Consider the following 25,103-nt stretch of genomic DNA (forward strand, 5'->3'; position numbering starts at 1 on the left):
CAAGACTGCAACACCCAACACCCATAGTTTTCCAGCAAGGAAACAACCGAAAGGAACCCCGCCGTGGACGGCAACCTCAACATGATTGGTTACGGTCTGGCTGCGATTGGCCCCGGTATCGGTATCGGTCTGATCTTCGCCGCCTACATCAACGGTGTGGCGCGCCAGCCGGAGGCCCAGAGCCGCCTGCAGACCATCGCCATCCTGGGCTTCGCGCTCGCTGAGGCGCTCGCGATCATCGGTATCGCCCTCGCGTTCGTTCTCTGACCCAGCCTGAAGTAGGACCCGGAAGAAGGACCTGCCCATGCAGACACTGACCATCGTCGCCGCGGAGGGTCATGAGCTGAACCCGCTCATTCCCCACCCGGTCGAACTGGTGCTGTCCCTCGTCGTCTTCGGGATCCTCTTCTTCGCCGTGAAGAAGTGGATCGTGCCGAACTTCGAGGCGACGTACGCCGAGCGCACCTCGGCGATCGAAGGCGGCCTGGCCGCGGCCGAGACCAAGCAGGCCGAGGCAGACGCCAAGCTCGCCGAGCTGGACGCCCAGCTCGCCGAGGCCCGCCACGAGGCCGCGCGCATCCGTGAGGAAGCGCGCGAGCAGGGCGCGGCGATCGTGGCGGAGATGCGGGAGCAGGCCCAGGCCGAGTCCAACCGCATCGTCGAGCACGGCAAGGCCCAGATCGAGGCGGAGCGCCAGCAGGCGGTCACCTCGCTCCGCGCCGAGGTCGGCACCCTGGCGACTGGCCTGGCCGGCCGGATCGTCGGCGAGAGCCTGGACGACGAGGCTCGCCAGAGCCGCGTGGTCGAGCGGTTCCTGGCCGAGCTCGAGGCCGACGGTGCCGCGAACGGGGCGCGCTGATGTCCTTCCGTGGTGCTTCTGCCGGTGCCTTCGCAGCACTCCGTGACGACCTGGACTCGATGCTCGCCGGCGACCCGGCCAGTGCCGCCCAGGTCGGCAAGGAGCTGTTCGGGGTCTCCGGTGTGCTCCGCAGCGAGGCGAGCCTGCGTCGCGTGGTCACCGACCTGTCGGTGGCCGACGAGGCGAAGGTCGGCCTGGTCCGCGAGGTGTTCGGGGCGAAGGTCTCCGAGGCAGTGGTGGCCCTGGCCAGCGCCGCCTCGGGCCGTCGCTGGACCGCTCCGCGCGACCTGGCCGACGCATTGGAGCAGCTCGGCGTGCTCGCCATCGTGAAGTCGGCCGGTGATGACGCCGGTCGCCTCTCGGACGAGCTCTTCGAGGTGGGGCAGTTGGTGAAGACCAACCCCGAGTTGCGTGACGCGCTCTCCGACCCGGCCCGTTCCCAGCAGGACAAGGGCACGCTGGTCCGCGCCCTGCTGGAGGGCAAGGCGCTGCCGGCCACGATCGACCTGGTCGAGCAGTCCCTGGCCGGCACCCACCGCACCGTCGGGGTTGCCCTGGCTGCCTACCAGCAGGTGGCTGCCGAGGCGTACGGCCAGTCGGTTGCCGAGGTCCGGGTGGCTCGCCCGCTGTCCGATGCCGACCGGCAGCGGCTGGAGGGTGCGCTCTCGCGCCAGTACGGTCGTGCCATCCACCTGAACGTGGTCGTCGACCCGGACGTGATCGGTGGTCTCCGTGTGGAGATCGGCGACGACGTCATCGACGGCACCGTTTCCAGCCGGCTCAGCGACGCCGGCCGCAAGCTCGCCGGCTGACACCAGCCCGGCGCCCAAGACCTGAACCGAGCAGACTCAGAGATAAGGAAGAGTGATGACGGAGCTTTCGATCCGTCCGGACGAGATCCGGGATGCGCTGCAGCGCTTCGTGTCGGACTACAAGCCCGAGACCGCAAGCCGTGAAGAGGTCGGCACCGTTGCCGAGGCCGCTGACGGCATCGCCCGGGTCAGCGGACTTCCGTCCGTCATGGCCAACGAGCTGCTCGAGTTCGAAGACGGCACCCGCGGCCTGGCCCTGAACCTCGACACCCGCGAGATCGGTGTCGTCGTGCTGGGTGACTTCGCCGGCATCGAGGAGGGCCAGTCGGTCCGCCGTACCGGCGAGGTCCTCTCGGTCCCCGTCGGTGACGGCTACCTCGGCCGCGTGGTCGACCCGCTCGGCAACGCGATCGACGGCCTCGGCGAGATCGCGACCGAGGGCACCCGCGCCCTCGAGCTCCAGGCGCCCGGCGTGATGGAGCGCAAGTCGGTCCATGAGCCGCTGGCCACCGGGATCAAGGCGATCGACGCGATGACCCCGATCGGCCGTGGCCAGCGCCAGCTGATCATTGGTGACCGCGCCACCGGCAAGACCACCATCGCGATCGACACGATCATCAACCAGAAGCAGAACTGGGAGTCCGGTGACCCGGACAAGCAGGTTCGCTGCATCTACGTCGCGATCGGCCAGAAGGGCTCGACCATCGCCTCCGTGCGTGGCGCCCTGGAAGAGGCTGGCGCGCTGGAATACACCACGATCGTGGCGTCCCCGGCCTCTGACTCCGCCGGGTTCAAGTACCTCGCCCCCTACACCGGCTCGGCGATTGGCCAGCACTGGATGTACGGCGGCAAGCACGTCCTGATCGTCTTCGACGACCTGACCAAGCAGGCCGAGGCCTACCGCGCCGTGTCGCTGCTGCTGCGCCGCCCGCCGGGTCGTGAGGCTTACCCGGGTGACGTCTTCTACCTGCACAGCCGCCTCCTGGAGCGTTGCGCGAAGCTCTCCGACGAGATGGGCAAGGGCTCGATGACCGGCCTGCCGATCATCGAGACCAAGGCCAACGACGTCTCGGCGTTCATCCCGACCAACGTCATCTCGATCACCGACGGCCAGATCTTCTTGCAGTCGGACCTCTTCGCGGCCAACCAGCGCCCGGCCATCGACGTCGGTGTCTCGGTCTCCCGCGTGGGTGGTTCGGCGATGACCAAGGCGATGAAGGCGGTCACCGGTTCGCTCAAGGTGGACCTGGCCCAGTTCCGCGCCATGGAGGCGTTCGCGATGTTCGCCTCCGACCTCGACGCGGCCTCGCGCCAGCAGCTCGACCGTGGCCAGCGCCTGATGGCCCTGCTCAAGCAGCCGCAGTACTCGCCGTACCCGATCGACGAGATGACCGTCTCGCTGTGGACCGGTACGTCGGGTCGCCTGGACCGGGTGCCCACCGACGACGTGCTCCGGTTCGAGAACGAGTTCCTCGACTACCTGCGCCGCTCGCACGAGGGCATCCTGGCGGGCATCCGTGAGTCCCTGAAGTTCGAGGACTCCACCGAGGACCAGCTCGCTGCGGCCTACGACTCGTTCCTCGACCAGTTCGAGACCTCCGACGGCCAGTCGATCAAGGCCGGCAAGGAAGAGCACGAGGCCCTCGAGGACGACGAGCTCGAGCAGGAGCAGATCGTCAAGCAGAAGCGGGGCTGACCATGGCCCTCTCGGTGCGCGAATATCGCGCGCGGATCCGATCGACGGAGTCGATGAAGAAGATCACGCGCGCCATGGAGCTCATCGCTGCGTCGCGGATCATCAAGGCACAGCAGCGGGCCCAGGCGGCAGCGCCGTACGCCCGCGAGCTGACTCGCGCGGTCTCGGCCGTGGCCACGTTCTCCAACGTGGACCACGCCCTGACCACGGAGCCGGAGAACCCGAAGAAGGCCGCGGTCCTGATCGTGACCAGCGACCGTGGCCTGGCCGGCGCCTACTCCTCGAGCGTGCTCAAGGAGGCCGAGCGCCTGCTGGAGAAGCTGCGCAGCGAGGGCAAGGAAGCCGACCTCTACGTCTCCGGGCGCAAGGGTGAGGCCTACTTCAAGTTCCGCAACCGCCCCGTGGTGCAGGCCTGGACCGGATTCTCCGACCAGCCGACGTACGACGTGGCGCACGACATCGGCGAGACCCTGATCCAGGCGTTCCTCAATGACGACGAGACCCCCGTCGAGCCCGGCGTGGCTCCCGGGGTCGACGAGGTGCACGTGGTCTACACCCGGTTCCGCTCGATGCTGGTCCAGGAGCCGACCGCCGTACGCCTCCTCCCGCTGGAGGTCGTCGAGGGGGAGGAGCCGCCGGAGGAGTCGGAGCTGCTGCCGCTCTACGAGTTCGAGCCGTCGCCCGCCGACGTGCTGGACTCCCTGCTCCCGCGCTATGTCCAGAGCCGGATCTTCTTCGCCCACCTGCAGGCGGCCGCCTCCGAGCTGGCCGCCCGCCAGAAGGCGATGAAGTCTGCCACGGACAACGCCGATGAGCTCATCAAGAAGTACACCCGTATTGCCAACCAGGCTCGCCAGGCTGGCATCACCCAGGAAATCAGCGAGATTGTCGGTGGCGTGAACGCACTTGCCGACGCCAACGCCGGCCAAGACTGAAGCGGAGAAGTGAGAAGACTATGACTGCCACTGTGAACGAGGGCACCCAGACCACTGCGGGTGGTGTCGGCCGGATCAGCCGCGTCATCGGCCCGGTCGTGGACATCGAGTTCCCGACCGACGCGATGCCCGGCATCTACAACGCACTCGAGTGCACCTTCGACCTGGGCGGGGAGTCCAAGACGATCGTGCTCGAGGTTGCCCAGCACATCGGTGACGGGATGGTCCGCGCCATCTCGATGAAGCCGACCGACGGACTGGTCCGTGGTGGCCAGGTCGTTGACACCGGTGAGTCGATCACCGTGCCCGTGGGTGACGCCACCCTGGGCCGGGTGTTCAACACCACCGGTGACTGCCTCAACCTCGACGAGGGTGAGACCCTGGAGATCAACGAGCGGTGGGGCATCCACCGCAAGGCTCCGGCGTTCGACCAGCTCGAGTCCAAGACCCAGATGTTCGAGACCGGCATCAAGGTCATCGACCTGCTGACCCCCTACGTGCAGGGTGGGAAGATCGGTCTGTTCGGTGGTGCCGGTGTCGGCAAGACCGTGCTGATCCAGGAGATGATCGCCCGTGTCGCCAAGGACCACGACGGTGTGTCGGTCTTCGCCGGCGTGGGTGAGCGCACCCGTGAGGGCAACGACCTGATCGTCGAGATGCAGGAGGCCGAGGTCTTCGACAAGGTCGCCCTGGTCTTCGGCCAGATGGACGAGCCGCCGGGCACCCGTCTGCGGGTCGCCCTCTCTGCGCTGACCATGGCGGAATACTTCCGCGACGTGCAGAAGCAGGACGTGCTGCTCTTCATCGACAACATCTTCCGGTTCACCCAGGCCGGTTCCGAGGTCTCCACCCTGCTGGGCCGGATGCCGTCGGCGGTGGGTTACCAGCCGAACCTGGCTGACGAGATGGGCCTGCTCCAGGAGCGGATCACCTCGACCCGTGGTCACTCGATCACCTCGATGCAGGCGATCTACGTGCCGGCCGACGACTACACCGACCCGGCCCCGGCGACCACCTTCGCCCACCTGGATGCCACCACCGAGCTCTCCCGTGAGATCGCCTCGCTCGGCATCTACCCCGCGGTGGACCCGTTGACGTCGACCTCGCGGATCCTCGACCCGCAGTACATCGGCAACGACCACTACAACACCGCGGTCCGGATCAAGCAGATCCTGCAGCGCAACAAGGAACTGCAGGACATCATCGCGATCCTCGGTGTGGACGAGCTCTCCGAGGAGGACCGGGTCATCGTCTCCCGGGCCCGCCGGATCCAGCGGTTCCTGTCGCAGAACACCTACGTTGCCAAGCAGTTCACCGGCATCGAGGGTTCGACCGTCCCGGTCAAGGACACCATCGAGGCGTTCAACAAGATCGCCGACGGTGAATACGACCACGTGGCCGAGCAGGCGTTCTTCATGTGTGGTGGTCTCGACGACGTCGAGGCCAAGTGGGCCGAGATCCAGAAGAACCTGTGATGGCTGACGCACTGCGCGTGGAACTCGTGGCGGCCGACCGCCTGGTGTGGTCGGGCGAGGCCAAGATGGTCGTCGCCCGCACCACCGAGGGTGACGTCGGTGTGCTGCCGGGACACGCTCCCATGCTGTCCCTGCTGATCGAGGGCGTCGTCGACATCCAGACCCCCGAGGGCGAGACCTGGATCGCGGCCGTGGCACAGGGCTTCCTGTCCGTGGCCAACAACCGGGTCTCCATCCTCTCGGAGTACGCCGAGATGTCGCACGAGATCGACCTGGAGAAGGCGCGCCAGGACCTGGAGCGTGCCCATGCTGCAGGTGAGAACGACGATGCCGCCGAAGAGGCCGTCCGGCACGCCGAAGCGCGGGTCCGGGCCGTCGAGAAGGCCTCCTGAAGCAACCCCGATTCACCCTCCCGATAGAGTGACGCCCAGTCGCTTTGTTGGGAGGGTGAATGCCGCTCTGGCAGTGGATCGTGGACGGGCTCCTGGTGCTCGTCGCGGCGCTCGTCATCGCTGCCATGGCACTGGTCGTGCGCCGTCGCCTCATTTCCCGCGACGGCGGTACTTTCGAGCTCAGCATCCGGGCCCGCTCGGCCCAGGCTGGCCGCGGCTGGGTCCTCGGACTGGCCCGCTACCACGGTGACGAACTGCAGTGGTTCCGGATCTTCTCCCTGGCGCCGCGTCCCAAGCGCTCATGGCACCGCACCGACCTGGTCCAGACCGGGCGTCGCGACCCGGGCGGGGTGGAGCAGATGTCGTTGTACGCCGACCACGTGATCATCCTGGTCGACAGTGACGCCGGCCCCCTCGAGATGGCGATGAGCCCGTCCACGCTGATGGGCTTCCAGTCCTGGCTGGAATCGGCGCCCCCCGGGGCGGACTGGACCCAGCGTCCTCGTCGCTGAAAGACCCCGTCGTGCGCGCCTTGGCGGGCCCGATTAGGCTCGTGGCGACCTCATGGATCCCAGGGAGAGGACGATCGTGCAAGGCGCGACGCTCGAGATCAGGAACCTGACCAAGACGTTCGGCCCGGTGCGGGCCGTCGATGACCTCAGCTTCAACGTCCAGCCCGGGCGGGTCACCGGCTTCCTCGGCCCCAACGGTGCTGGCAAGACCACCAGCCTGCGGATGCTGCTCGGCCTGGTCGATGCCGATGGCGGCACGGCGACCATTGACGGCCAGCGGTACGTCGACCTGCCCAGCCCGGCGTCCGTGGTCGGGGCCGCACTGGAGGCAGCAAGCTTCCACCCGGGCCGCTCGGCCCTGGACCACCTGCGGGTGCACGCCCCGTTGGCCGGCGTCTCGGACGCCCGGTGCCATGAGGTGCTGGACCTGGTCGGCCTCGGTTCGGTGAAGGGACGCAAGGCCGGCGGCTTCTCGCTCGGCATGCGCCAGCGACTCGGCCTGGCCACGACCCTGCTGGGCGATCCCGGCGTACTGGTCCTGGACGAGCCCGCCAACGGCCTCGACCCGGAGGGCATCGTGTGGATGCGTGGCTTCCTGCGCCACCTGGCGCACAGCGAGGGGCGGACGGTGCTGGTCTCCAGCCACGTGCTCGGTGAGGTGCAGGCCACCGTCGACGACGTGGTGGTGATCGCCGGCGGACGCCTGGTCCACGAATCCTCACTGGCTGATCTCGTCGCGATGGCCGCCGACAAGGTCAAGGTGGTGACCCCTGACGTCGAGGGATTCACCCGGCTGGCCACCGAGCGGGGCTGGGAGTTCGAAGCGGTGAGCGGGGGACTGGTGATCCTCGGAGCGGCTCCGGCCGAGGTAGGGGCCGCTGCGTTCGCGGCGGGACTGGAGATCCACGGACTGGCGGGTGAGGGCCAGGGCCTGGAAGAGGTCTTCCTCTCCCTGACCGCCCCGCGTGAGGCGGAGGTGGCGGCATGATTGCCACGCTGCGCAGTGAATGGCGCAAGGTCGTCAGCACCCGGATGTGGTGGATCCTGGCGCTGGTCATGTTCGGCTACATGGCCTTCCTGGGTGCCGTGATCGGCTTCTCGGTGAGCCAGGCCAGCGGTTCCGGGGGTGGCGCCGGCATGGACGGCGGCGCCCTGAGCGGCCTGGAGGCCGCTCAGTCGACGTACACCATCGGCGCCTCGCTCGGCTATGTGTTCCCGCTGATCGTGGGAGCGCTGGCGATGACCGGTGAGTTCCGCCACCAGACGATCACGCCGAGCTTCCTGTTCCAGCCGCGCCGCGGGGTGGTGCTGGGGGCAAAGCTCCTGGTCAACCTGGGCATCGGTGTGATCTATGGCGTCGTCGGCACGCTGGGTGCTGTGCTGGGCGGGGCGCCGCTGCTCGCCACGCTGGGCGACGGGCTCTACCTCGGCAACGGCGAGGTGCTGGGCAACCTCTTCTTCTCCGTCATCGCGCTGGCCATCTGGGCCGTGATCGGGGTCGGCCTGGGCACGATGCTGCCCAACCAGGTGGCCGCGATCGTGGTGATCCTGGCCTTCACCCAGTTCGTGGAACCGATCCTGCGGATCGGCCTGATCGCCGGTGGCGACGCCGCCGACGTCCCGGCACTGGGTGACGTGGCGATGTTCCTGCCCGGCGCCGCGGCCGAGGCACTGGTCGGGTCGTCGTTCTATGCCGCCTCCGGCATCGGCCTGCTCGACCGCTGGGAGGGTGCGCTGGTGCTCGTCGCGTACGCCGTGGTCTTCGCCGTGGTCGGCCGGTTCACCACGCTCAAGCGCGACGTGACCTGAGCGAGGCCGTCAGGAGCGCTCGTCGGGCAGTCGCTCCATGGCCACGATCGGTATTTCTGGGTCCATCAGCCACGTGACGTCAACCCGAAAGGCGTCCGCCACCGCATAGATGGTGCTGAGTCGCGGATTCGCTGGACCGACCTTGCCGGTCTCGGGGTCGCGCTGATTGTTCCGGCTCCGCTCGATGTTCTGGACATGGTTGCGGCTGATGCCGGCCCGGTGGGCGAGTTCCTCCTGGGTCATTCGCCGGGCCTCGCGCGCAGCCTGCACCTTCCGCCCCAGCACTGCTGACACATGGGCGATTGCGGGATGGGTGGGTCTGCTTCGCACGGTCTCAACCTTACTCAAGCCCGGGCGCGCGGTGACTGGCATCGAATTGAAGGTGGCCCTGGGATCGAGATGACGGGACCTCAGCCGGTGGCTCGTGCCCGGTGCAACTCGATCGCCTCGCGCATCGCGTCGCGGACATAGGTCGGCACGGCGAGCCCCTGGCGCTTGGCCCAGAGCAGGTCGTGCTCGACGCGGCTGATCTCGGTGACGAAGACGTCCAGGTCGCCCTCGACGCCGAGGCTGGTCAGGACCCCACCGAAATCGGCCTTCTGCTCGTCGTTGTTGGCGCCGACGGGGGCGAAGGAGATCCGGCGAAGGCGGCCGGTGAGCCAGCGCTGCCACGGGCGCAACTGCTCGTCGAGGGCGGTTGCCGAGAGGCGGTAGAACGCGTAGTGCCCAGGCTCCTGGCGGCGGATCGGGGCGACCACCGTCTCCGCGATCGCGGTCTCCTCCAGTTCGCGCACCCCGTCGTACAACCGGTTGTAGGCCAGCACGGCCGAGCGTTCGGTGGCCATGCCGGTCAGGTAATAGAGCATCCGGACGATGTCATGGATCGGGGAGAGGTGTGCCAGCGCGCCGAGGATCCGGATCTTCGGTGAGACCGTCGTGGTGTCGGTGACCGCCGGCGGGCGACCGAGCCGGGTCTGCAACTCGTCCAGGATCAGGCCGTGGTGGATCTCCTGCGGCTGCCACACCTCGCCATAGAACCGCCGGTCGATGTCGGAAGCGCTGGGCAGCATCGCGGTCAGTTCGAGGACGTTGCGATCGACTTCGAGCTCGACCCGGGCCAGGTAGTCGAAGACATGGCCGAACCGCTCGCCCAGCACCTCGGGGCGGCGTACGGAATAGTCCACCAACTCCAGCGGCACCGGCGGGTGCTCGTCCTCGATCCGGTCGACGTGCGCACGCAGGCGGGCCTCGGCCGTGGGGGAGGTCATGGCGCCACACTAGTCTGGCGCCATGGCGACCCCAAGGATCGAGATCACCTTCTGCACCCAGTGCAAGTGGCTGCTGCGCGCCCAGTGGTACGCCGGGGAGTTGCTGCAGACCTTCGCCGACGAGGTCGGCGAGGTAGCCCTGGTCCCGGCCACCGGTGGCATGTTCCGGATCGACATCGACGGCACCGCGGTGTGGAACCGCAAGCGCGACGGCGGTTTCCCCGAGATCACCGACCTCAAGCGCCGGGTCCGCGACCTGATCGCGCCGGAGAAGTCACTGGGGCACGCTGACCGCAACGATTGAGCTTTCGCGCATCAACGAGTGAGCGTTCGTGGGTTCGCGCTCCGCTCGTACCTCGCTATCCGCGCTCGCCGCCGGGGACCCAGAGGACGTCGCCGTTCTCCCGGTTCGCGTGGCGGGCCAGGATGAAGAGCAAGTCGGAGAGGCGGTTGAGGTACTTGATGGCGAGGATGTTCATCGTCGCCTCGTGCTCGGCCCAGGCGGCCCAGCCAGCACGCTCGGCACGGCGTACGACGGTGCGCGCCACGTGCAAGTGGGCGGCAGCGGCGGTGCCTCCGTTGAGGATGAACGAGCGCAGGTTCGGCAGGTCCGCGTTGAACTCGTCGCACCATCCCTCGAGGCGGTCGATGTAGTCCTGCTCGACGCGCAGCGGGGGATATTCCGGGTCCTCGACCACCGGGGTGGACAGGTCGGCGCCGACGTCGAAGAGGTCGTTCTGCACCCGGGTCAGCACGGTGGCCACCGCCTCGTCGAGTTCGCCGGTGGCCAGGGCCACCCCGACGAAGGCGTTCGCCTCGTCCGCGGTCGCGTAGGCCTCCAGGCGCAGGTCGGTCTTCGAGGTGAGGCTCATGTCGCTGAGCCGGGTCTGGCCGGCATCGCCGGTGCGGGTGTAGATGCGGGTGAGGTTGACCATGTCTGGAGCGTAGTCGGCCAGCGCGGCCGCGTGCCGGACGCTCGCAGGTCGAAATCACATCAGCCACTCCAGTCACATAGCGGACACGGGCAGGGAGAAACGTCCGCCCTTGTGACGAAACCGGTCAGGGAAAAGAAATCCGTCGATTGGGACAACCCAATGAGTCCCCGACGCGTCATAGTGGTGAGAAGGAGTTCGCACGTGGGTGCTCGGGCATCCACGACGGAGGGAGAACGACAATGGACATCCGCTTCGATGGTCCGGCGCTCGTCCTGGCTGGGCACTTCGACGCCCGCAGCACGATGGAGGCACGTGCTGCCATCTATCAGCACATCGAGCAGTGCGAGGGTGACGAGGTGATCATCGACCTCACCGACGTGGACGGGGTCGACGTCACGGCGCTCAAGGTGCTCGCGGTCGCCACCCGCAGCGCGGGCCGCGAGGGGCAGCACCTGCGGTTGCGTGGCTGTGGCCCCGCCGTACGCCGCCTGCTCCACGTCTCCCACCTCTTCCGCCTGGTCGAGGTGGAGCGCGCCGCCTGAGCGACGGAGCGGCTGGCCCGGCGTTCAGCGGTTGAGGAGCGCAGCGATGTCCGGCGCAACGGTGAGCAGCACGCTGCCGAACAGGTAGACCACGGCGCAGGCGGAGATGGCCTGCAACGGCGGCGCCCAGCGGCGTACCGGGCGATGCAGGCGCAGCAGGCAGAGGACCACCGCCGAGGCGAGCCACACGGCGAGTCCGGCCGCCAACAAGGTGACGGCCACGCCCCCGACGACGGCAGCGACGAAGCCGTTGTGGAACAGGCTGCCGAAGAAGTCGACCGGTTCTCCGGAGAATGCCCCCATCAGCACCAGCAGCAATCCGATGAGGACCACCGCGGCGAAGAGGAGCATCGCCACCAGGGCTGCAGAGGCCAGGAAGCTGAACAGCCCGGTCCACAGCAGTGGTCGGTGCCACGTCGTCTCGGGGCTGCGCGGTGGGGGAACCGGCCACGGGTTGGTCACCCGCCGATGATGCCCGGATGTAGCCATCCCCACACGCGGACACGGTTACCGATCGGTCACGGACGTTCTAGGCTTCGCCCATGAGCACTCCTGAAGAGAAGCCCGTCACCAAGGATCGCCCCTGGGTGATGCGCACGTACGCCGGTCACTCGACCGCCGAGGCGTCGAACGCGCTCTACCGCACCAACCTGGCCAAGGGGCAGACCGGCCTCTCGGTCGCCTTCGACCTGGTCACCCAGACCGGCTATGACCCGGACAGCCCGATGGCGCGTGGCGAGGTCGGCAAGGTCGGCGTGCCGATCCCGCACCTGGGCGAGATGCGCAAGCTCTTCAAGGACATCCCCCTGGTCGAGATGAACACGTCGATGACCATCAACGCCGTCGCGATGTGGATGCTCGCGATGTACCAGGTGGTCGCCGAGGAGCAGAACCCCGAGATGGAGCCGGACGAGGTGGCCAAGCTGCTGGCCGGCACCACCCAGAACGACATCATCAAGGAATACCTCTCCCGCGGGACCTATGTGTTCGGCCCGGAGGCGTCGCTGCGCCTGATCGCGGACACGATCGCCTACACGGTGAACTACATCCCGAAGTGGAACCCGATCAACATCTGCAGCTACCACCTGCAGGAGGCCGGCGCCACGCCGACCCAGGAGCTCGCCTACGCGCTGTGTACCGCGATCGCGGTGCTGGACCAGGTGAAGAACTCCGGCCAGGTCAGCGACGATGACTTCGAGAAGGTCGTCGGCCGGATCTCCTTCTTCGTCAACGCCGGGGTGCGCTTCATCGAGGAGACCTGCAAGATGCGGGCCTTCACCGAGTTGTGGGACGAGATCACCCAGGAGCGCTACGGCGTCCAGGACCCGAAGATGCGCCGCTTCCGCTACGGCGTCCAGGTCAACTCCCTGGGCCTGACCGAGGCGCAGCCGGAGAACAACGTGCAGCGCATCGTGCTGGAGATGCTCGGCGTCACGCTGTCCAAGAGCGCCCGCGCCCGCGCCGTACAGCTCCCGGCCTGGAACGAGGCACTCGGCCTGCCGCGCCCTTGGGACCAGCAGTGGTCGCTGCGGCTGCAGCAGGTGCTGGCCTTCGAGTCCGACCTGCTCGAATACGAGGACATCTTCGACGGCTCCCACGTGATCGCGGCCAAGGTGGCCGAGCTCAAGGAGGGCGCCCGCGCGGAGATGGACCGGGTGCAGGCTCTGGGCGGCGCGATGGGCGGCGTCGACTACATGAAGTCCGAACTGGTCTCCTCCCATGCCCGTCGCCGGGCGCGGATCGAGGCGGGCGAGGAGATCATCGTCGGCGTCAACAAGTACGAGACCACCGAGCCGAGCCCGCTGACCGCGAACCTCGACGACGCGATCATGACCGCCGACCCCGGTGCCGAGGCCGCTGCCAAGGCCTCGGTCGAGGCGTGGAAGGCCGAGCGTGACGAGCAGGCGGTCGCCGACGCGCTGGCGAACCTGGCCGCGACCGCCAAGGGCACCGAGAACCTGATGCAGGCGACCCTGGCCGCGGCCCGGGCGGGTGCCACCACCGGCGAGTGGGCCGGCACGCTGCGTGAGGTCTTCGGCGAGTTCCGCGCCCCGACCGGTGTCACCGGTGCGGTCGGCGTGGCCGAGGCCGGCGCCGAACTGACCACGGTGCGCAAGCGGGTCAAGGCGACCGGTGAGGAACTCGGTGGTCGACTCCGCCTGCTGGTCGGCAAGCCCGGCCTGGACGGACACTCCAACGGCGCCGAGCAGGTCGCCGTACGGGCCCGCGACGCCGGGTTCGAGGTGATCTACCAGGGCATCCGGCTGACGCCCGAGCAGATCGTGGCGGCCGCGGTTGCCGAGGACGTGCACTGCGTGGGCCTCTCCATCCTCTCCGGCTCGCACATGGAACTCGTGCCTGCGGTGCTGGAGGGCTTGGCCGAGGCTGGCATGGACGACGTGCCGGTGATCGTCGGCGGGATCATCCCCGACTCCGACGGCAAGGCCCTGCTCCAGGCGGGCGTGGCTGCGGTCTACACCCCCAAGGACTTCGGCCTGACCGAGATCATGGGCGGGATCGTGGACGTGATCCGCAAGGCCAACGGCCTGGACGAGGAATGAGCCTGGACTGATGTCCGACCTGCAGTGCCCGGCACGGGTGTACGTCGTCCCCGGCAGCGTCCCGTCCGCGGACGCGGTGCCGGGCCTGCGGGAAGCAAACGTGGCGCGGGTCTATGGGGACTCGCTGGGGCTGGCCCGGGCGGTCACGCTGGCCGATGAATTGGACGCGCCCGTCGAGTTGCGCCTGGACCTGCCCCACCTGGCGGCGGACTCGCCGATCCCTGCGGTCCTGGACGACCTGGCCGACGTACACCGCGGCGAGGCGATCGCGCTGGTCGTCGACGTACCGGAGGCGCTGGTCTGCGATCGGGACATGGCGGGGTGGCGGATCCGGCCGATTGCTGCGACCTGAGTCACAGAAGGCAAGGCATCCCTAAGCCGGGCGGTATGCTCCTGCCATGGGCAAGGGCAAGAAGGTGAAGCCGAAGAGCAAGTGCTGCGAGTCGAAGGACCGCTGCACCCGCTGCCCCATCCGGATGCTCAAGGAAGGCACCCTGCCCGAGGGCTACACCGTCAAGAAGCGGAAGCTGGTCAAGGTCAAGGACCTGCCGAAGAAGGACCAGAAGAAGCTCGCCAAGGTCGCCTGATCCCGCGCGCCGCGGGCGCCGGTTCTGACAGACTCCTGCCATGGCACGTGTCATCGTCGTCGGCGCGGGCGTCGTCGGGCTCACCTGCGCCGTCCGCCTGCTCGAGCGCGGGCACGCGGTCTCGGTGGTCGCCCGCGACCTGCCACTGGAGACGACCAGTGCCGTGGCCGGTGCCTTCTGGTATCCCTACCGCGCGCTTCCCCGCGAGCGCGTCACCGCCTGGGCGGCTGCGTCGTACGCCGAGTACGTCGGCCTCTCCGCTGATCCCGCGAGCGGCGTGCGGATGCTGTCCGGCACCGAGGTGTCGCGTGAGCGACTGCCGGATCCCTGGTGGCGCGAGGCGGTGCCCAGCCTGGCCCGGGAGGTCGACGTGCCGCCCGGCTACGTCGACGGCTACACCTTCCGTACGCCGGTGGTCGACATGCCGGTCCACCTGCGCTGGTTGGTCGCCCGGATCGATGATCTCGGCGGCACGATCACCCGGATGAACCTCTCCGCGCTGCCCACCGGCGGTGACCTCGTGGTCAACTGCGCCGGCCTGGGTGCGCGCCACCTGGCCACCGACCGCACGCTGACCCCGGTGGCCGGCCAGGTGGTCGTGGTGGAGCAGTTCGGCCTGGACCGGTGGTGGCTGGATGCGGCCGGACCGACGTACGTCGTGCCCCGCGGTGAGGTGGTCGTGGTCGGCGGCACGGACGCGCCGGGGGAGTGGAACCGTACGCCGTCCCCGGAGGTGGCCGCCCGGATCCTGGCCCGTGCAGCGCGCCTGGTGCCCGCACTGGCGGATGCCCGGGTGGTGCGCCACAAGGTCGGGCTGCGCCCGGTCCGCCCGGCCGTGCGCACCGAGCGGGTCGGCGACGTGATCCACTGCTACGGCCACGGCGGCGCGGGGGTCACCCTGGCCTGGGGCACCGCCGACGAGGTCGCGGCGCTGGCCTCGCGCGGCTGAGGGTCAGGCCGCCAGGTCTCGCCTGCGCCGTCGCGCCCGGGCCACCGGGATGCAGAGCCCGATCGCCACCGCGGCGCCGGCGAGCAGGCACCACAGGCCGGCCTTGTCGCCCCAGATCCCGATCCCGGCGAAGCCGGCGATCATCGCGAAGACCATCACGAAGACGGCCGCCCCGATCCGGAACGAGAACTCGGCCAAGAACTCGCTCATCAGGGTGCGCTGGGGCGCCGGTGCCGGCGTCCGGCCGGGAACCGGGCCGACCGACACCACGGCCGACGGGTTCAGCGGGCCGTGGATGTGCGGGAAGGTGTCGTCGCCGACCGGCTCCTCGCGCCACGGCGAGGTGAGCTTGTCGGTGTCGATGGTGAGCAGCACCAGCGGTGTGCGTACGTCGGCGTAGTAGCGCTGCACGACGCCGGCCACCTGGTCCTCGCGCGAGGCGTGGATGAAGCCCTCCTCCTCGAGGGTGCGGTCCAGGGTGGACTGCGCATAGGAGCCGGCCAGCAGGGCGGCCTCCCAGCGGGACTTCTCGGCGACGTGGAAGATCAGCATGGGGGAGATGGTCTCATTCCCCGGCGGCCAGGGTGACCACGGTGATGTCCGACGGTGCGCCGACGCGGGTCGGCGGACCCCAGGCGCCGGCGCCGCGACTGACCACCAACTGGGTCGGCCCGTGGCGCTCGAGCCCGGCCAGGGTCGGGTTGACCCAACCGGCGACCAGCGGACCGGGCCAGACCTGGCCACCGTGGGTGTGCCCGGAGAGTTGCAGGTCGACGCCGCGTCGGCGGGCCTCGTGCACCTGGACCGGCTGGTGGGCCAGCAGCACCACCGGCCGGCTGGTGTCGCGACCGGCAAGGGCCCGGTCATAGTCCGGCCCGTCGTCGAACTGCTTGCCCATCTCGTCGTTGACCCCGGCCAGGTCGAACCACTCCAGCGCGACGTGCTCGTTGCGCAGCGGCGTGATCCCGAGGCTCGGGAGGTGGTCCACCCACTGGCGGGCGCCGGAGATGTATTCGTGGTTGCCGGTGACGAACCAGGTCCCGTGCGGTGCCTCGAGGCCGGTCAGTGGGGCGACTGCGTCCCGCAGGTCGTCGACATCCCCGTCCACCACGTCGCCGACCACGGCGATCAGGTCCGGGCGGGTGGAGTTGACCGTCTCCACGACGCGGGTCGCGAACCCGCGGCCCAGGGTCGGGCCCAGGTGGAGGTCACTGACCAGCACGATCCGGAACCCGTCGCCGCCGGGCGCGAGACGGGCCAGGGGCACCGTGACGTGGTTGACGCGGGGGCCGCGCAGCACGGCGTACGTGCCGCGGGCGACGGTCGCCGAGGAGAGGCCGAGGGCGCCGATCGCCACGGCCCGGGTGACGAACGCGCGGCGGGAGGTCGTCCCGGGCTCGGGCTCGGTCGCTCGTTCCGGCGCCTCGGGCGGCGCGGGTACGGCGGCCGGCCGGCGGGTCCACGCGAGGCGGACGAGATCGGCCACGACCAGCAGGCCCACGGCGTACATCAGCACCACCGGCCACAGCCAGCCCGGCCAGGCGAGCACCTGGCGCAGCGGGAACGGACCGCCGGACAACTGCATTGCGATGGTGGCGACCAGGCAGAGCGGTCCGAGCAGGAAGAGTGCGGCGAGTCCGTGGCGCAGGGTGCCGGGACGGGTCGTGTCGCGGACCAGGCGACGCCCTGCGTACCAGTGCGCGCCCACCACGAGCGCCAGGACGACCGCGAGCGCGAGCACGGCGAGCACCACCGTGGCGAGCGTTTTCATCCGGTCAGAAGAGGCGTTCGGTGGGGTCGTCCATGCCGCGCAGGGCGTCGTAGTCGACGGTCACGCACTGGATGCCGCGGTCGCCCGCGAGCACCTTCGCCTGGGGCTTGATCGCCTGGGCGGCGAAGATGCCGCGCACGGGGCCCTTCGCGGTCAGCAGCGGGTCGCGGTTGAGGAGTTCGAGATAGCGGGTGAGTTGCTCGACCCCGTCGATCTCGCCGCGGCGCTTGACCTCGATGGCGACCGATCCGCCGTTGGGGTCCTTGCACATCAGGTCGACCGGACCGATGGCGGTGGGATATTCGCGACGGACCAGGGTGAGGCCGTCACCAAGGCTGGAGGGGTGGTCGGCGAGCAACTCCTGGAGGTGCTTCTCGACGCCGTCCTTCTGCAGGCCGGGGTCGATGCCGAGGTCGTGCTCGGAGTCGGAGTGGATCTCCTCGAGCAGGATGCGCAGCGTGTCCGCGGGTCCCTTGCCCGAGGCCCTGCTGGTCACCGTCCACTCGATCTGGCCGTCCTCGGTGACGCCCTCGGTCAGCTTGCAGGGTGGGGACATCCAGTTCAGCGGCTTGTAGGAGCCGCCGTCGGAATGGACCAGGACGGACCCGTCGGCCTTGATCATCAGCACGCGGGTCGCCATCGGCAGGTGGGCGGAGAGGCGGCCTGCATAATCGACCTGGCACCGGGCTACGACGAGTCTCACGGGAGGCGAGGCTACCCGGTAGGTGTGCGGGTCCTGTGACCAGCATCTCGCGGGTGCGTATCGATTCGTGGAACAACGGGGTTACCAGTCGGTAGAACACGTGTCACAATCGGGCGCATGACTGACACCGCAGCCACGAACGAGCAGATCGGCAACGAGCTGGTCCTGCCCTACCTGAACCACGCCGTCCGCATGTTCGAGAGCGGTTATGCCTCAGCGGCGGACATCGACAACGCCATGCGCTTCGGCTGCGGTTACCCGCAGGGTCCGCTGGCCACCATCGACGAGATTGGTGTGCAGGTCGTGCGCGACCAGCTCGCCGCCCGCTTCGCCGAGAGCGGCGACAACCTGCACAAGCCCGCCGACCTGCTGGAGAAGCTCGCCGCCGAGGGCGCTACCTTCGCCTCTTCCGCCGGCGCCGCATCGGAGGCGACCCCCGAGTTCCAGCACGAGATCGCGCGCGTCGGCGTGGTCGGCACCGGGACGATGGCCTCGGGCATCATCCAGGTCTTCGCCCAGGCCGGCTATGACGTCGTCTTCATCGGTCGCGGCCAGGAGAAGCTCGACGGCGTGCGCGCCTTCATCGACAAGGGCCTGACCCGTCTGGTCGACAAGGGCAAGATCGACGACGCCGAGAAGCAGGCCGTCCTAGACCGCGTCCAGGGATCCACCAGCCGTGAGGACCTGGCCGACGTGGACATCGTCGTCGAGGCGATCGCCGAGGACCTGGCGATCAAGACCCAGCTCTTCGAGGACCTGGACCGCATCTGCAAGGACGGGGCGATCCTCGCCACCACCACCTCCTCGATGCCCATCACCAAGCTCGGTGAGGCCACCAAGCGCCCGGCATCGGTGATCGGCATGCACTTCTTCAACCCGGCCACCGTGATGAAGCTGGTCGAGGTCGTCACCACCGAGGCCACTGACGCAGCCGTGGACCAGACGGTGCTCGCGCTCTGCGCGAAGATCGGCAAGGTTGCGGTCTCCTGTGGCGACCGCTCCGGCTTCATCGTGAACTGCCTGCTCTTCCCGTACCTCAACGACGCGGTCAAGATCGTCGACGAGGGCCGTGGCGACATCACCACCATCGACGCGGCGATCAAGGAGCAGACCGGTTTCCCGATGGGTCCCTTCGCACTGCTCGACGTGGTCGGCAACGACGTGTCGCTGGCCATCCAGCAGGAGCTGCACGCCGAGTTCGGCGAGCCGGGCTTCGCCCCGGCGACCGGCCTGGAGAAGGTCGTCGCCGACGGCGCCCTCGGTCGCAAGACCGGCAAGGGCTTCCACGACTACTCCTGACCTCACGCAACAGCGCCCGCTGTCACGACCCCTCGCTGGTCGTGGCGGCGGGCGTTGTCCATGAAGCAGGCGTCGCGAGGATGGATGGACAGGTTCGTTCCTGACGGAACGGCCAGGCGCTCCAGGTGGATTGCCGCGTACCAGTCGCCGGGCGGCCGCAACGCCAGGCGGACCCGTACGCCGGCGTTGTTGGTGCTGCGACGGGCAACGTGTCCTTGTTCTGCGTCCACCGGAGCGATGCCAGCCACCTCGGCACCTGCCACCACGAACCCGGCCACGGTGGCGACGTACGGGATGGGGTGGCCGAGCTTCACCGCAAACCGGAGCAGGGCCGCCGTGATGAGGGCAATGTTGACCTCGGTCTTCATGCCCTGGCTGGTCGCGCGAGCGGGCACGCCCAGGTCGGGTCCGGTGGTGAGCGCTCCGACGATGACGCCGTTGTGCAGGGGTGGTGGGAGCGCGTCGGGGTCGAGTGCTGGCTTGACCAGCGACCGCACCCGGTCTTCGCGGTAGAGGAGCGCGCCGGCAGACCGGATCGGGCGGCCGGCGATCCCGGCCAGCAGGGCTCGGCGCGCGCTCTGGCGCGAGATGCCGAGCGTGCCCAGCATGGATGATGCCTGCCGTGCGCTCACGAGTTCGGGGGCGTTGGGGTGGGGTTCTGTGGTTTCCATGCCGGGACGGTAGGGCCAGGGGCCGACACTGACTGCACCACCGACTGTGCTGGCAGTTTGGGGAACCCGGCATGCGTGGAGTCAGGTGGGCCCGCGCGCGTGCTAAACCATGTGGACCACGTGGTCCACATGGTTTAGCAACCACTCGACTCCCTGTTCCGCCACCGCCTCAGCGCGGTGGATCGACCCGCTTGAGAGGATGGTTCCGTGACCACAATCGACCTCCACGTGACCGAACTGGGTGAACAGGGGCCGCGCGTCGTCTTCTGCCACGGCCTCTTCGGCCAGGGCAAGAACTGGACCACGATCGCCAAGGCGCTGGCGGATAACCATCGCGTCACCCTGGTGGACATGCCCAACCACGGGCGGTCCGGCTGGACCGAGCACCTGGACTACGTCGAGATGGCGAACCAGGTGGCGACCCTCTTCGACGCGAGTGACCCGGTTGCCCTGATCGGCCACTCGATGGGCGGCAAGGCGGCGATGCTGCTCGCCCTGCTCCACCCGGACCTGGTCGAGCGCCTGGTGGTGGTGGACATGTCGCCGGTCGATTACCACGGCCAGAGCGAGTTCGCCGGCTACATCGCCGGCATGCAGGCGATGGACCTCTCCGCGATCGAGAGCCGGGCCGATGCCGACGCGGCACTCTTTGCGGCCGCTCCGAACCGCACCGTGCGCAGTTTCCTGCTGCAGAACCTGCGCCGCGACACCGGGACCAGCCAGGACCCGAGCAGCCCGGGCTGGCGCTGGATGCCCAACCTCGACCTGCTGGGGCGCGAACTCTCCGTCCTCGGTGGCTGGCCGGAGGAACAACTCGGGGACACCGCGCCGTACGACTCTCGCGTGCTGTGGATCGGGGGCGCCGACTCGCCGTACGTGAAGGACGCCTATGCCCCGGCGATGGAGAAGTGGTTCCCGCGGGTACGCCGCGTGACGATCAAGGGGGCCGGACACTGGGTGCACTCGCAGCAGCCAGAGGTCTTCACCGAGGTGGTGCGGCGGTTCCTCGATGCAGACTGAGGTCCCCACCTCGCGCTTCGCCGCGGGGCTCGGGTTCGCGATCGCCTCGGCAGCCTCGTTCGGGCTCTCCGGCTCGCTGGCCCGCGGCCTGCTCGAGAACGGCTGGACGGCAGGCGCCGCGGTCACCGTCCGGGTCTGTGTGGCCGCGCTGGTCCTGCTGGTCCCCGCCTGGCTGGCGTTGCGCGGGCGCTGGGGGATGCTCCGCAGCCAGGCCGGCACGGTCCTGCTGTACGGCGTGATGGCCGTGGCCGGTGCGCAGCTGTGCTACTTCTACGCCGTCGAGCACCTGCAGGTCGGCATCGCCCTGCTCATCGAATACACCGCGCCGGTCGCCGTCGTGGTCTGGATGTGGCTGCGCCACGGGCACCGGCCGGGACGACTCACCCTGCTGGGTGCGCTCGTGGCAGCGCTGGGGCTGGTCCTGGTCCTCGACATCGTCTCGGGGGCCGATCTCAACGTGATCGGCGTGCTGTGGGCGCTCGGCGCGATGGTCGGGGCCGCGACGTACTTCGTGGTCTCCGCCGACGAGGGCAATGGCCTGCCACCGATGGTGCTCGCCGGCGGTGGCCTCGCCGTGGCCGCTGCCGTCCTCGGGGGAGCGGGCCTGGTCGGGGTGTTGCCGATGGCAGCCAACCTCGACGATGTCAGCTATGCCCCCGGGACCGTGCCGTGGTGGGTGCCCGTGCTGGCACTGGGCCTGGTCACCGCGGCGATGGCCTACACGACCGGGATCGCAGCGGCCCGTCGGCTCGGGTCGCGGCTGGCCTCGTTCATCGCCCTCTCCGAGGTGGTGATGGCGCTGGTCGCTGCCTGGATCCTGCTCGACGAACTGCCCCGGGCGGTGCAACTCCTCGGCGGCGCCTTCATCCTGCTCGGCGTCGTCCTGGTCAAGCTGGGGGAGCGGACGATCGAGATTGACGAGACAGAAGGGTTGCCCGTCGTCTGACGGTTCTCAGTCAGCGTCGCCGAAGCCGGACATCACGTCGCGCAGCGCGCCCAGCTGGGCGGTGATCGCGTCGCGCCGCTTGGCGAGGCGGTCCACCTCGGCGCGCACGGCTGCCAGTTCGCGGTCGGCGTCGGCCTGGCCGGTGGCGGTCAGGCTCTCGGCCTGGCTGCGCGCCGAGGTCACGATCTGCTCGGCCTCGCGCCGGGCACGGGTCAGCAGCGCCTCGGACTCCTCCTGGGCCTGCTGGCGCTGCGCCTGGGCCTGGTTGGCGGCCTCGGTGGCACGCTCCTCGGCGGCCGCAGCGCGCTGCTCGGCCTCCTCGACCAGGCGCCGGGTCTCGGCGGTGGCGCTGGCGTGGTAGTCGGCCGCCTCGCGGGCCAGGCGCTCCTTCTCCACGGCGAGGGTGCGGCGGGCCTCCTGCAGTTCGCGGTCGGCGCCCGCCCGGATCTTCTCCGCCTCGCGCTGCGCGGTCATCTTGAGGTCGTTGCTCTCCTGCTCGGCGGCGAGGCGGACCTGGTCGCTCTCCCGCTTCGCGCTCGCCTTGAGGTCGGTCGCCTCGGTCCGGGCCAGGGTGCGCTCCTGCTCGGCGTCGGCGATGATCCGGCCGCGCTGCTCGTCGAGCTCGGCGAGCTGGACCACCCGCATGTCCTCGGCCTCGCGCTTCGCGTCGGCACGGATCGCCTTCGCGTCGGCGTTCGCCTGGGAGCGGATCTCGGTGGCCTCGCGGACGGCCTGGTTGCGGATGTCCTCGGCCTCCTCCTCGGCGAGCCGGAGGAGCTCGTTGGCACGGCCGCCGAGTCCGGCGTACGAGGGGCTCTTCGACTCCGCGAGTTGCCTGCGCAGCGCCTCGGCCTCGCCCTCCAGTTCGATCACCCGCTGCTCGGAGATGCCCAGGCTGTTGCCCAGGCCCGCCTTCTCGGAGGTGAGCTGGCTGAGCAACTGGTCGACGGCGGCCTTGTCATAGCCGTTGCGGCGCACCACCGGGAGCGGCGGCAACGCCTGGGAAGCCGCGGCAGGGGCGGACGGGGTAGCGGCGACCGACCGGGCAGGGGCTTGGGCGGCAGCAGGCCGGGCCGGCGCCTGGGCGGGAGTCCGCTGGGGCTGGCCGGCAGGCGTGGCAGGCGGCCGCGCTGCGGAGCGCTCGGAGGTGGTCTCTGCGGCGGCCGGCTTCTGCTCCGCGTCGTCGCGCACCGCAGGGATCACCTGGGTGGCGTCCTCGGGCCCGGTGGGCGTGGTGCCGTCGGTCGGGGTGTCGTCGAAGATGGACAGGCCGTCGTCGCTCAATGCAATTTCCTTCATCAGTGGTGTCCGCCGCCAACAGTCTTGCCGATGGCCGGTAAAGAACCCACCCCGGCTCGCGCACGGGAGCGCGAACCGGGGTGGAACGTGGTGCTTTTTGGGATGGTTCAGATGTTGCGGAAGATGTTGATCTGGTCCAGGTGCTTCTCGCGCAGCTCATTGTCGAGGACGCCGAGGCCCTCGCTGGGAGCCAGGGCGAGGACGCCGACCTTGCCCTGGTGCTTGTTGTGGTGCACGTCCAGGGCAGCCTGGCCGACCTCGTCGAGGGTGTAGGTGCGCGACAGGGTCGGGTGGATCTTGCCCTGGGCGATGAGGCGGTTGGCCTCCCACGACTCGCGGTAGTTGGCGAAGTGGCTGGAGACGATCCGCTTCAGGTTCATCCACAGGTAGCGGTTGTCGTATTCGTGCATGTAGCCGGTGGTGGAGGCACAGGTGGTGATGGTGCCGCCCTTGCGGGTCACGAAGACGCTGGCGCCGAAGGTCTCGCGGCCCGGGTGCTCGAAGACGATGTCGATGTCCTCGCCGCCGGTGAGCTCACGGATCTTCTTGCCCAGGCGCAGCCATTCCTTGGGGTTCTGCTTCGTGCCCTCTTCGTTCCAGAACTGCCACTTCTCCTCGGAACGGTTGATGATGAGCTCGGCGCCCATCTTGCGGCAGATCTCGGCCTTCTCCTCGTTGGAGACCACGCAGATCGGATTGGCGCCACCGTTGAGGGCGTACTGGGTGGCGAAGCCGCCCAGGCCGCCGGAGGCGCCCCAGATCAGGACGTTGTCGCCCTGCTTCATCTGGCCACCGTTGCGCGAGACCAGCTGGCGGTACGCCGTGGAGTTGACCAGTCCGGGCGAGGCGGCCTCTTCCCAGGTCAGGTGCTCGGGCTTGGGCATCAGCTGGTTGGACTTGACCAGGGCGATCTCGGCCAGGCCACCGAAGTTGGTCTCGAAGCCCCAGATCCGCTGCTCGGGGTCGAGCATCGTGTCGTTGTGGCCGTCGGCGCTCTCCAGCTCCACCGAGAGGCAGTGCGCGACCACCCGGTCACCGGCGTTCCACTTGGTCACGCCGGGGCCGGTCTTCAGCACCACGCCGGACAGGTCGGAGCCCACGATGTGGTAGGGCAGGTCGTGGCGCTTGGTCAGCTCGGAGAGGCGGCCGTAGCGCTCCAGGAACCCGAAGGTCGGCACCGGCTCGAAGATCGAGGTCCAGACGGTGTTGTAGTTGATCGCCGAGGCCATCACCGCGACGTACGCCTCGCCCGGGCCGAGCTCCGGCAGCGGCACCTCGTCGAGGTGGAGCGACTTGCGCGGGTCCTTGTCCCGCGTCGCGACGCCCTCGAACATGTCCACCTCGTCCTTGTGCACGGTCACCGCACGGTAGGACTCGGGAAGCGCGAGGTTCGCGAAGTCCTCCGCACTGGTGTCACCGGCCTGGATCGCATCAAGAATGTGCTGCACTGAGAAAGCTCCTGGAGAAATTAGTGGGCGAGTCCGGCACAAGATACCCGTGGGTAACGCCCGGTGGGGTGAGGTGAGACCGAGGTCTCAGTGTGTTGCGTCGGCCGCGGGCTCGACCAGCTCGACGAGGACGCCGCCGGCGTCCTTGGGGTGGATGAAGTTGATCCGCGAGTTGGAGGTGCCCCGCTTCGGCTCGGGGTAGAGCAGGCGCAGGCCGCGCTCACGCAGCACTGCGGAGACCTGGTCGATGTCGGCGACCCGGTAGGCCAGTTGCTGCAGGCCGGGACCCGAGCGGGCGATGAACTTCGCGATCGTCGACTCGTCGTTGAGCGGGGCCAGCAACTGGATCCGCTGCGTCGTGGTGTCGCCGCCCTCGCGGTTGATCTGGACCATGGCCTCGCGCACGCCCTGCTCCTCGTTCACCTCCTCGTGCGCGACGACCATGCCGAAGCTGTCGCGATAGAAGGCGATGGCCTCGTCCAGGTCAGGCACGGCGATGCCGACGTGGTCGATGCACAGGAACAGGTTGTCGGGGATGTCGAGGGGTGCGTTCATGCCCCCATCGTGGCCCGTCCGCCCGTCGCCGCGTGACCACGTCCACATCAGGGACACAT

The 25,103-nt window shown here is 69.0% G+C and carries 30 protein-coding genes; 19 read left to right on the plus strand and 11 right to left on the minus strand.

Annotated features, from left to right (window positions below):
• The first annotated feature begins 81 nt into the window (after positions 1-81).
• Genes atpE through Q9R27_RS03520 form a run of 10 tightly spaced genes read left to right on the plus strand, consistent with a single transcriptional unit; the run spans position 82 to position 8,490 of the window.
• Positions 82-267 (plus strand): ATP synthase F0 subunit C, encoded by a 186-nt coding sequence (gene atpE / locus Q9R27_RS03475; RefSeq protein WP_174267494.1) that lies wholly within the window; start codon positions 82-84, stop codon positions 265-267.
• A 37-nt stretch (positions 268-304) separates the two neighbouring features.
• On the plus strand, positions 305-859 hold the full coding sequence (locus tag Q9R27_RS03480) for a F0F1 ATP synthase subunit B (RefSeq protein WP_311250944.1): 555 nt from the start codon (positions 305-307) through the stop codon (positions 857-859).
• Positions 859-1,671, plus strand: coding sequence for a F0F1 ATP synthase subunit delta (locus Q9R27_RS03485; protein ID WP_311250945.1), 813 nt, complete (start codon positions 859-861; stop codon positions 1,669-1,671). The genes Q9R27_RS03480 and Q9R27_RS03485 overlap by 1 nt, the downstream gene beginning before the upstream one ends.
• Positions 1,672-1,726: 55 nt before the next feature.
• The gene (atpA, locus tag Q9R27_RS03490) at positions 1,727-3,367 is read left to right on the plus strand and encodes a F0F1 ATP synthase subunit alpha (protein WP_311250946.1); all 1,641 of its coding nucleotides are present in this window, start codon (positions 1,727-1,729) and stop codon (positions 3,365-3,367) included.
• Positions 3,368-3,369: 2 nt separating this feature from the next.
• Entirely contained in the window at positions 3,370-4,302 is a 933-nt protein-coding gene (locus Q9R27_RS03495; protein ID WP_311250947.1) for a F0F1 ATP synthase subunit gamma, read from the plus strand.
• 20 nt (positions 4,303-4,322) lie between these two features.
• Complete coding sequence (atpD, locus tag Q9R27_RS03500) at positions 4,323-5,777, plus strand: F0F1 ATP synthase subunit beta (protein ID WP_311250948.1); 1,455 nt, start codon at positions 4,323-4,325, stop codon at positions 5,775-5,777.
• Positions 5,777-6,169 (plus strand): F0F1 ATP synthase subunit epsilon, encoded by a 393-nt coding sequence (locus Q9R27_RS03505; RefSeq protein WP_311250949.1) that lies wholly within the window; start codon positions 5,777-5,779, stop codon positions 6,167-6,169. Before atpD ends, Q9R27_RS03505 begins: the two co-directional genes overlap by 1 nt.
• A gap of 59 nt (positions 6,170-6,228) precedes the next feature.
• Entirely contained in the window at positions 6,229-6,681 is a 453-nt protein-coding gene (locus Q9R27_RS03510; RefSeq protein WP_311250950.1) for a DUF2550 domain-containing protein, read from the plus strand.
• A 52-nt stretch (positions 6,682-6,733) separates the two neighbouring features.
• Complete coding sequence (locus Q9R27_RS03515; RefSeq protein ID WP_311250951.1) at positions 6,734-7,669, plus strand: ATP-binding cassette domain-containing protein; 936 nt, start codon at positions 6,734-6,736, stop codon at positions 7,667-7,669.
• On the plus strand, positions 7,666-8,490 hold the full coding sequence (locus Q9R27_RS03520; RefSeq protein WP_311250952.1) for an ABC transporter permease subunit: 825 nt from the start codon (positions 7,666-7,668) through the stop codon (positions 8,488-8,490). The genes Q9R27_RS03515 and Q9R27_RS03520 overlap by 4 nt, the downstream gene beginning before the upstream one ends.
• 9 nt (positions 8,491-8,499) lie before the next feature.
• On the opposite strand, the gene Q9R27_RS03525 is transcribed toward Q9R27_RS03520, so the two are convergent.
• Positions 8,500-8,820, minus strand: coding sequence for a helix-turn-helix transcriptional regulator (locus Q9R27_RS03525; RefSeq protein ID WP_311250953.1), 321 nt, complete (start codon positions 8,818-8,820; stop codon positions 8,500-8,502).
• 80 nt (positions 8,821-8,900) lie between these two features.
• A complete protein-coding gene (locus tag Q9R27_RS03530) occupies positions 8,901-9,758 on the minus strand; it encodes a GTP-binding protein LepA (RefSeq protein ID WP_311250954.1) in 858 nt (285 codons plus the stop codon).
• 22 nt (positions 9,759-9,780) lie between these two features.
• On the opposite strand from Q9R27_RS03530, the gene Q9R27_RS03535 reads away from it, so the two are divergent.
• Complete coding sequence (locus Q9R27_RS03535; RefSeq protein ID WP_311250955.1) at positions 9,781-10,062, plus strand: SelT/SelW/SelH family protein; 282 nt, start codon at positions 9,781-9,783, stop codon at positions 10,060-10,062.
• A 55-nt stretch (positions 10,063-10,117) separates the two neighbouring features.
• On the opposite strand, the gene Q9R27_RS03540 is transcribed toward Q9R27_RS03535, so the two are convergent.
• Entirely contained in the window at positions 10,118-10,693 is a 576-nt protein-coding gene (locus Q9R27_RS03540; RefSeq protein ID WP_311250956.1) for a cob(I)yrinic acid a,c-diamide adenosyltransferase, read from the minus strand.
• A gap of 239 nt (positions 10,694-10,932) precedes the next feature.
• Between Q9R27_RS03540 and Q9R27_RS03545 the strand changes: the two genes are divergently transcribed.
• Positions 10,933-11,235, plus strand: coding sequence for an STAS domain-containing protein (locus tag Q9R27_RS03545; RefSeq protein ID WP_311250957.1), 303 nt, complete (start codon positions 10,933-10,935; stop codon positions 11,233-11,235).
• 24 nt (positions 11,236-11,259) lie between these two features.
• Here Q9R27_RS03545 and Q9R27_RS03550 read toward each other — a convergent pair whose 3' ends face one another.
• On the minus strand, positions 11,260-11,697 hold the full coding sequence (locus Q9R27_RS03550; RefSeq protein WP_311250958.1) for a hypothetical protein: 438 nt from the start codon (positions 11,695-11,697) through the stop codon (positions 11,260-11,262).
• 80 nt (positions 11,698-11,777) lie between these two features.
• Between Q9R27_RS03550 and Q9R27_RS03555 the strand changes: the two genes are divergently transcribed.
• The 4 genes from Q9R27_RS03555 to Q9R27_RS03570 are packed head-to-tail and all read left to right on the plus strand — an operon-like array spanning position 11,778 to position 15,332.
• Positions 11,778-13,796 carry a protein meaA gene (locus Q9R27_RS03555; RefSeq protein ID WP_311250959.1) on the plus strand — a complete coding sequence of 673 codons (2,019 nt, stop codon included), beginning with the start codon at positions 11,778-11,780 and terminating at the stop codon, positions 13,794-13,796.
• A gap of 10 nt (positions 13,797-13,806) precedes the next feature.
• On the plus strand, positions 13,807-14,148 hold the full coding sequence (locus Q9R27_RS03560; protein ID WP_311250960.1) for a hypothetical protein: 342 nt from the start codon (positions 13,807-13,809) through the stop codon (positions 14,146-14,148).
• A gap of 46 nt (positions 14,149-14,194) precedes the next feature.
• A complete protein-coding gene (locus tag Q9R27_RS03565) occupies positions 14,195-14,383 on the plus strand; it encodes a hypothetical protein (protein WP_311250961.1) in 189 nt (62 codons plus the stop codon).
• A 40-nt stretch (positions 14,384-14,423) separates the two neighbouring features.
• Positions 14,424-15,332, plus strand: coding sequence for an FAD-dependent oxidoreductase (locus Q9R27_RS03570; RefSeq protein ID WP_311250962.1), 909 nt, complete (start codon positions 14,424-14,426; stop codon positions 15,330-15,332).
• Positions 15,333-15,335: 3 nt separating this feature from the next.
• Here Q9R27_RS03570 and Q9R27_RS03575 read toward each other — a convergent pair whose 3' ends face one another.
• Genes Q9R27_RS03575 through nucS form a run of 3 tightly spaced genes read right to left on the minus strand, consistent with a single transcriptional unit; the run spans position 15,336 to position 17,806 of the window.
• A complete protein-coding gene (locus Q9R27_RS03575) occupies positions 15,336-15,884 on the minus strand; it encodes a DUF952 domain-containing protein (RefSeq protein WP_311250963.1) in 549 nt (182 codons plus the stop codon).
• A 13-nt stretch (positions 15,885-15,897) separates the two neighbouring features.
• Entirely contained in the window at positions 15,898-17,103 is a 1,206-nt protein-coding gene (locus tag Q9R27_RS03580) for a metallophosphoesterase (protein WP_311250964.1), read from the minus strand.
• Between the two features lie 4 nt (positions 17,104-17,107).
• Positions 17,108-17,806 carry an endonuclease NucS gene (nucS, locus tag Q9R27_RS03585; protein WP_311250965.1) on the minus strand — a complete coding sequence of 233 codons (699 nt, stop codon included), beginning with the start codon at positions 17,804-17,806 and terminating at the stop codon, positions 17,108-17,110.
• A 117-nt stretch (positions 17,807-17,923) separates the two neighbouring features.
• Here nucS and Q9R27_RS03590 point away from each other — a divergent pair, with 117 nt between their 5' ends.
• Complete coding sequence (locus Q9R27_RS03590; RefSeq protein WP_311250966.1) at positions 17,924-19,105, plus strand: 3-hydroxyacyl-CoA dehydrogenase NAD-binding domain-containing protein; 1,182 nt, start codon at positions 17,924-17,926, stop codon at positions 19,103-19,105.
• A gap of 2 nt (positions 19,106-19,107) precedes the next feature.
• Here the strand turns inward: Q9R27_RS03590 and Q9R27_RS03595 are convergent, their stop codons facing one another.
• Entirely contained in the window at positions 19,108-19,776 is a 669-nt protein-coding gene (locus Q9R27_RS03595) for a hypothetical protein (protein WP_311250967.1), read from the minus strand.
• A gap of 207 nt (positions 19,777-19,983) precedes the next feature.
• Here Q9R27_RS03595 and Q9R27_RS03600 point away from each other — a divergent pair, with 207 nt between their 5' ends.
• Both Q9R27_RS03600 and Q9R27_RS03605 read left to right on the plus strand, forming a co-directional pair.
• A complete protein-coding gene (locus Q9R27_RS03600) occupies positions 19,984-20,796 on the plus strand; it encodes an alpha/beta fold hydrolase (RefSeq protein ID WP_311250968.1) in 813 nt (270 codons plus the stop codon).
• Positions 20,786-21,742, plus strand: a complete 957-nt coding sequence (locus tag Q9R27_RS03605) for an EamA family transporter (protein WP_311250969.1) — start codon at positions 20,786-20,788, stop codon at positions 21,740-21,742. The genes Q9R27_RS03600 and Q9R27_RS03605 overlap by 11 nt, the downstream gene beginning before the upstream one ends.
• Positions 21,743-21,748: 6 nt before the next feature.
• Here Q9R27_RS03605 and Q9R27_RS03610 read toward each other — a convergent pair whose 3' ends face one another.
• The 3 genes from Q9R27_RS03610 to mce all read right to left on the minus strand — a co-directional run bounded on the left by Q9R27_RS03610 (position 21,749) and on the right by mce (position 25,044).
• The gene (locus tag Q9R27_RS03610) at positions 21,749-23,041 is read right to left on the minus strand and encodes a hypothetical protein (RefSeq protein ID WP_311250970.1); all 1,293 of its coding nucleotides are present in this window, start codon (positions 23,039-23,041) and stop codon (positions 21,749-21,751) included.
• A 107-nt stretch (positions 23,042-23,148) separates the two neighbouring features.
• A complete protein-coding gene (gene ccrA, locus Q9R27_RS03615; RefSeq protein WP_311250971.1) occupies positions 23,149-24,489 on the minus strand; it encodes a crotonyl-CoA carboxylase/reductase in 1,341 nt (446 codons plus the stop codon).
• A gap of 87 nt (positions 24,490-24,576) precedes the next feature.
• Positions 24,577-25,044, minus strand: a complete 468-nt coding sequence (gene mce, locus Q9R27_RS03620; protein WP_311250972.1) for a methylmalonyl-CoA epimerase — start codon at positions 25,042-25,044, stop codon at positions 24,577-24,579.
• Positions 25,045-25,103 lie beyond the last annotated feature (59 nt).

Source organism: Nocardioides sp. AE5, from assembly GCF_031844485.1.
Classification (GTDB): Bacteria; Actinomycetota; Actinomycetes; order Propionibacteriales; family Nocardioidaceae; genus Nocardioides.

Bases quoted from the DNA above. Each gene is read 5' to 3' on its own strand.
- Q9R27_RS03535 (WP_311250955.1), top strand. From the start codon at position 9,781: ATGGCGACCCCAAGGATCGAGATCACCTTCTGCACCCAGTGCAAGTGG.
- Q9R27_RS03480 (WP_311250944.1), top strand. From the start codon at position 305: ATGCAGACACTGACCATCGTCGCCGCGGAGGGTCATGAGCTGAACCCG.
- Q9R27_RS03605 (WP_311250969.1), top strand. From the start codon at position 20,786: ATGCAGACTGAGGTCCCCACCTCGCGCTTCGCCGCGGGGCTCGGGTTC.
- Q9R27_RS03590 (WP_311250966.1), top strand. From the start codon at position 17,924: ATGACTGACACCGCAGCCACGAACGAGCAGATCGGCAACGAGCTGGTC.
- Q9R27_RS03595 (WP_311250967.1), bottom strand. From the start codon at position 19,776: ATGGAAACCACAGAACCCCACCCCAACGCCCCCGAACTCGTGAGCGCA.
- Q9R27_RS03575 (WP_311250963.1), bottom strand. From the start codon at position 15,884: ATGCTGATCTTCCACGTCGCCGAGAAGTCCCGCTGGGAGGCCGCCCTG.
- Q9R27_RS03545 (WP_311250957.1), top strand. From the start codon at position 10,933: ATGGACATCCGCTTCGATGGTCCGGCGCTCGTCCTGGCTGGGCACTTC.
- Q9R27_RS03610 (WP_311250970.1), bottom strand. From the start codon at position 23,041: ATGAAGGAAATTGCATTGAGCGACGACGGCCTGTCCATCTTCGACGAC.
- Q9R27_RS03570 (WP_311250962.1), top strand. From the start codon at position 14,424: ATGGCACGTGTCATCGTCGTCGGCGCGGGCGTCGTCGGGCTCACCTGC.
- Q9R27_RS03540 (WP_311250956.1), bottom strand. From the start codon at position 10,693: ATGGTCAACCTCACCCGCATCTACACCCGCACCGGCGATGCCGGCCAG.
- Q9R27_RS03510 (WP_311250950.1), top strand. From the start codon at position 6,229: ATGCCGCTCTGGCAGTGGATCGTGGACGGGCTCCTGGTGCTCGTCGCG.
- Q9R27_RS03520 (WP_311250952.1), top strand. From the start codon at position 7,666: ATGATTGCCACGCTGCGCAGTGAATGGCGCAAGGTCGTCAGCACCCGG.
- atpA (WP_311250946.1), top strand. From the start codon at position 1,727: ATGACGGAGCTTTCGATCCGTCCGGACGAGATCCGGGATGCGCTGCAG.
- Q9R27_RS03565 (WP_311250961.1), top strand. From the start codon at position 14,195: ATGGGCAAGGGCAAGAAGGTGAAGCCGAAGAGCAAGTGCTGCGAGTCG.
- Q9R27_RS03485 (WP_311250945.1), top strand. From the start codon at position 859: ATGTCCTTCCGTGGTGCTTCTGCCGGTGCCTTCGCAGCACTCCGTGAC.
- Q9R27_RS03555 (WP_311250959.1), top strand. From the start codon at position 11,778: ATGAGCACTCCTGAAGAGAAGCCCGTCACCAAGGATCGCCCCTGGGTG.
- Q9R27_RS03515 (WP_311250951.1), top strand. From the start codon at position 6,734: ATGGATCCCAGGGAGAGGACGATCGTGCAAGGCGCGACGCTCGAGATC.
- Q9R27_RS03495 (WP_311250947.1), top strand. From the start codon at position 3,370: ATGGCCCTCTCGGTGCGCGAATATCGCGCGCGGATCCGATCGACGGAG.
- atpE (WP_174267494.1), top strand. From the start codon at position 82: ATGATTGGTTACGGTCTGGCTGCGATTGGCCCCGGTATCGGTATCGGT.
- Q9R27_RS03530 (WP_311250954.1), bottom strand. From the start codon at position 9,758: ATGACCTCCCCCACGGCCGAGGCCCGCCTGCGTGCGCACGTCGACCGG.
- Q9R27_RS03505 (WP_311250949.1), top strand. From the start codon at position 5,777: ATGGCTGACGCACTGCGCGTGGAACTCGTGGCGGCCGACCGCCTGGTG.
- atpD (WP_311250948.1), top strand. From the start codon at position 4,323: ATGACTGCCACTGTGAACGAGGGCACCCAGACCACTGCGGGTGGTGTC.
- Q9R27_RS03560 (WP_311250960.1), top strand. From the start codon at position 13,807: ATGTCCGACCTGCAGTGCCCGGCACGGGTGTACGTCGTCCCCGGCAGC.
- mce (WP_311250972.1), bottom strand. From the start codon at position 25,044: ATGAACGCACCCCTCGACATCCCCGACAACCTGTTCCTGTGCATCGAC.
- Q9R27_RS03580 (WP_311250964.1), bottom strand. From the start codon at position 17,103: ATGAAAACGCTCGCCACGGTGGTGCTCGCCGTGCTCGCGCTCGCGGTC.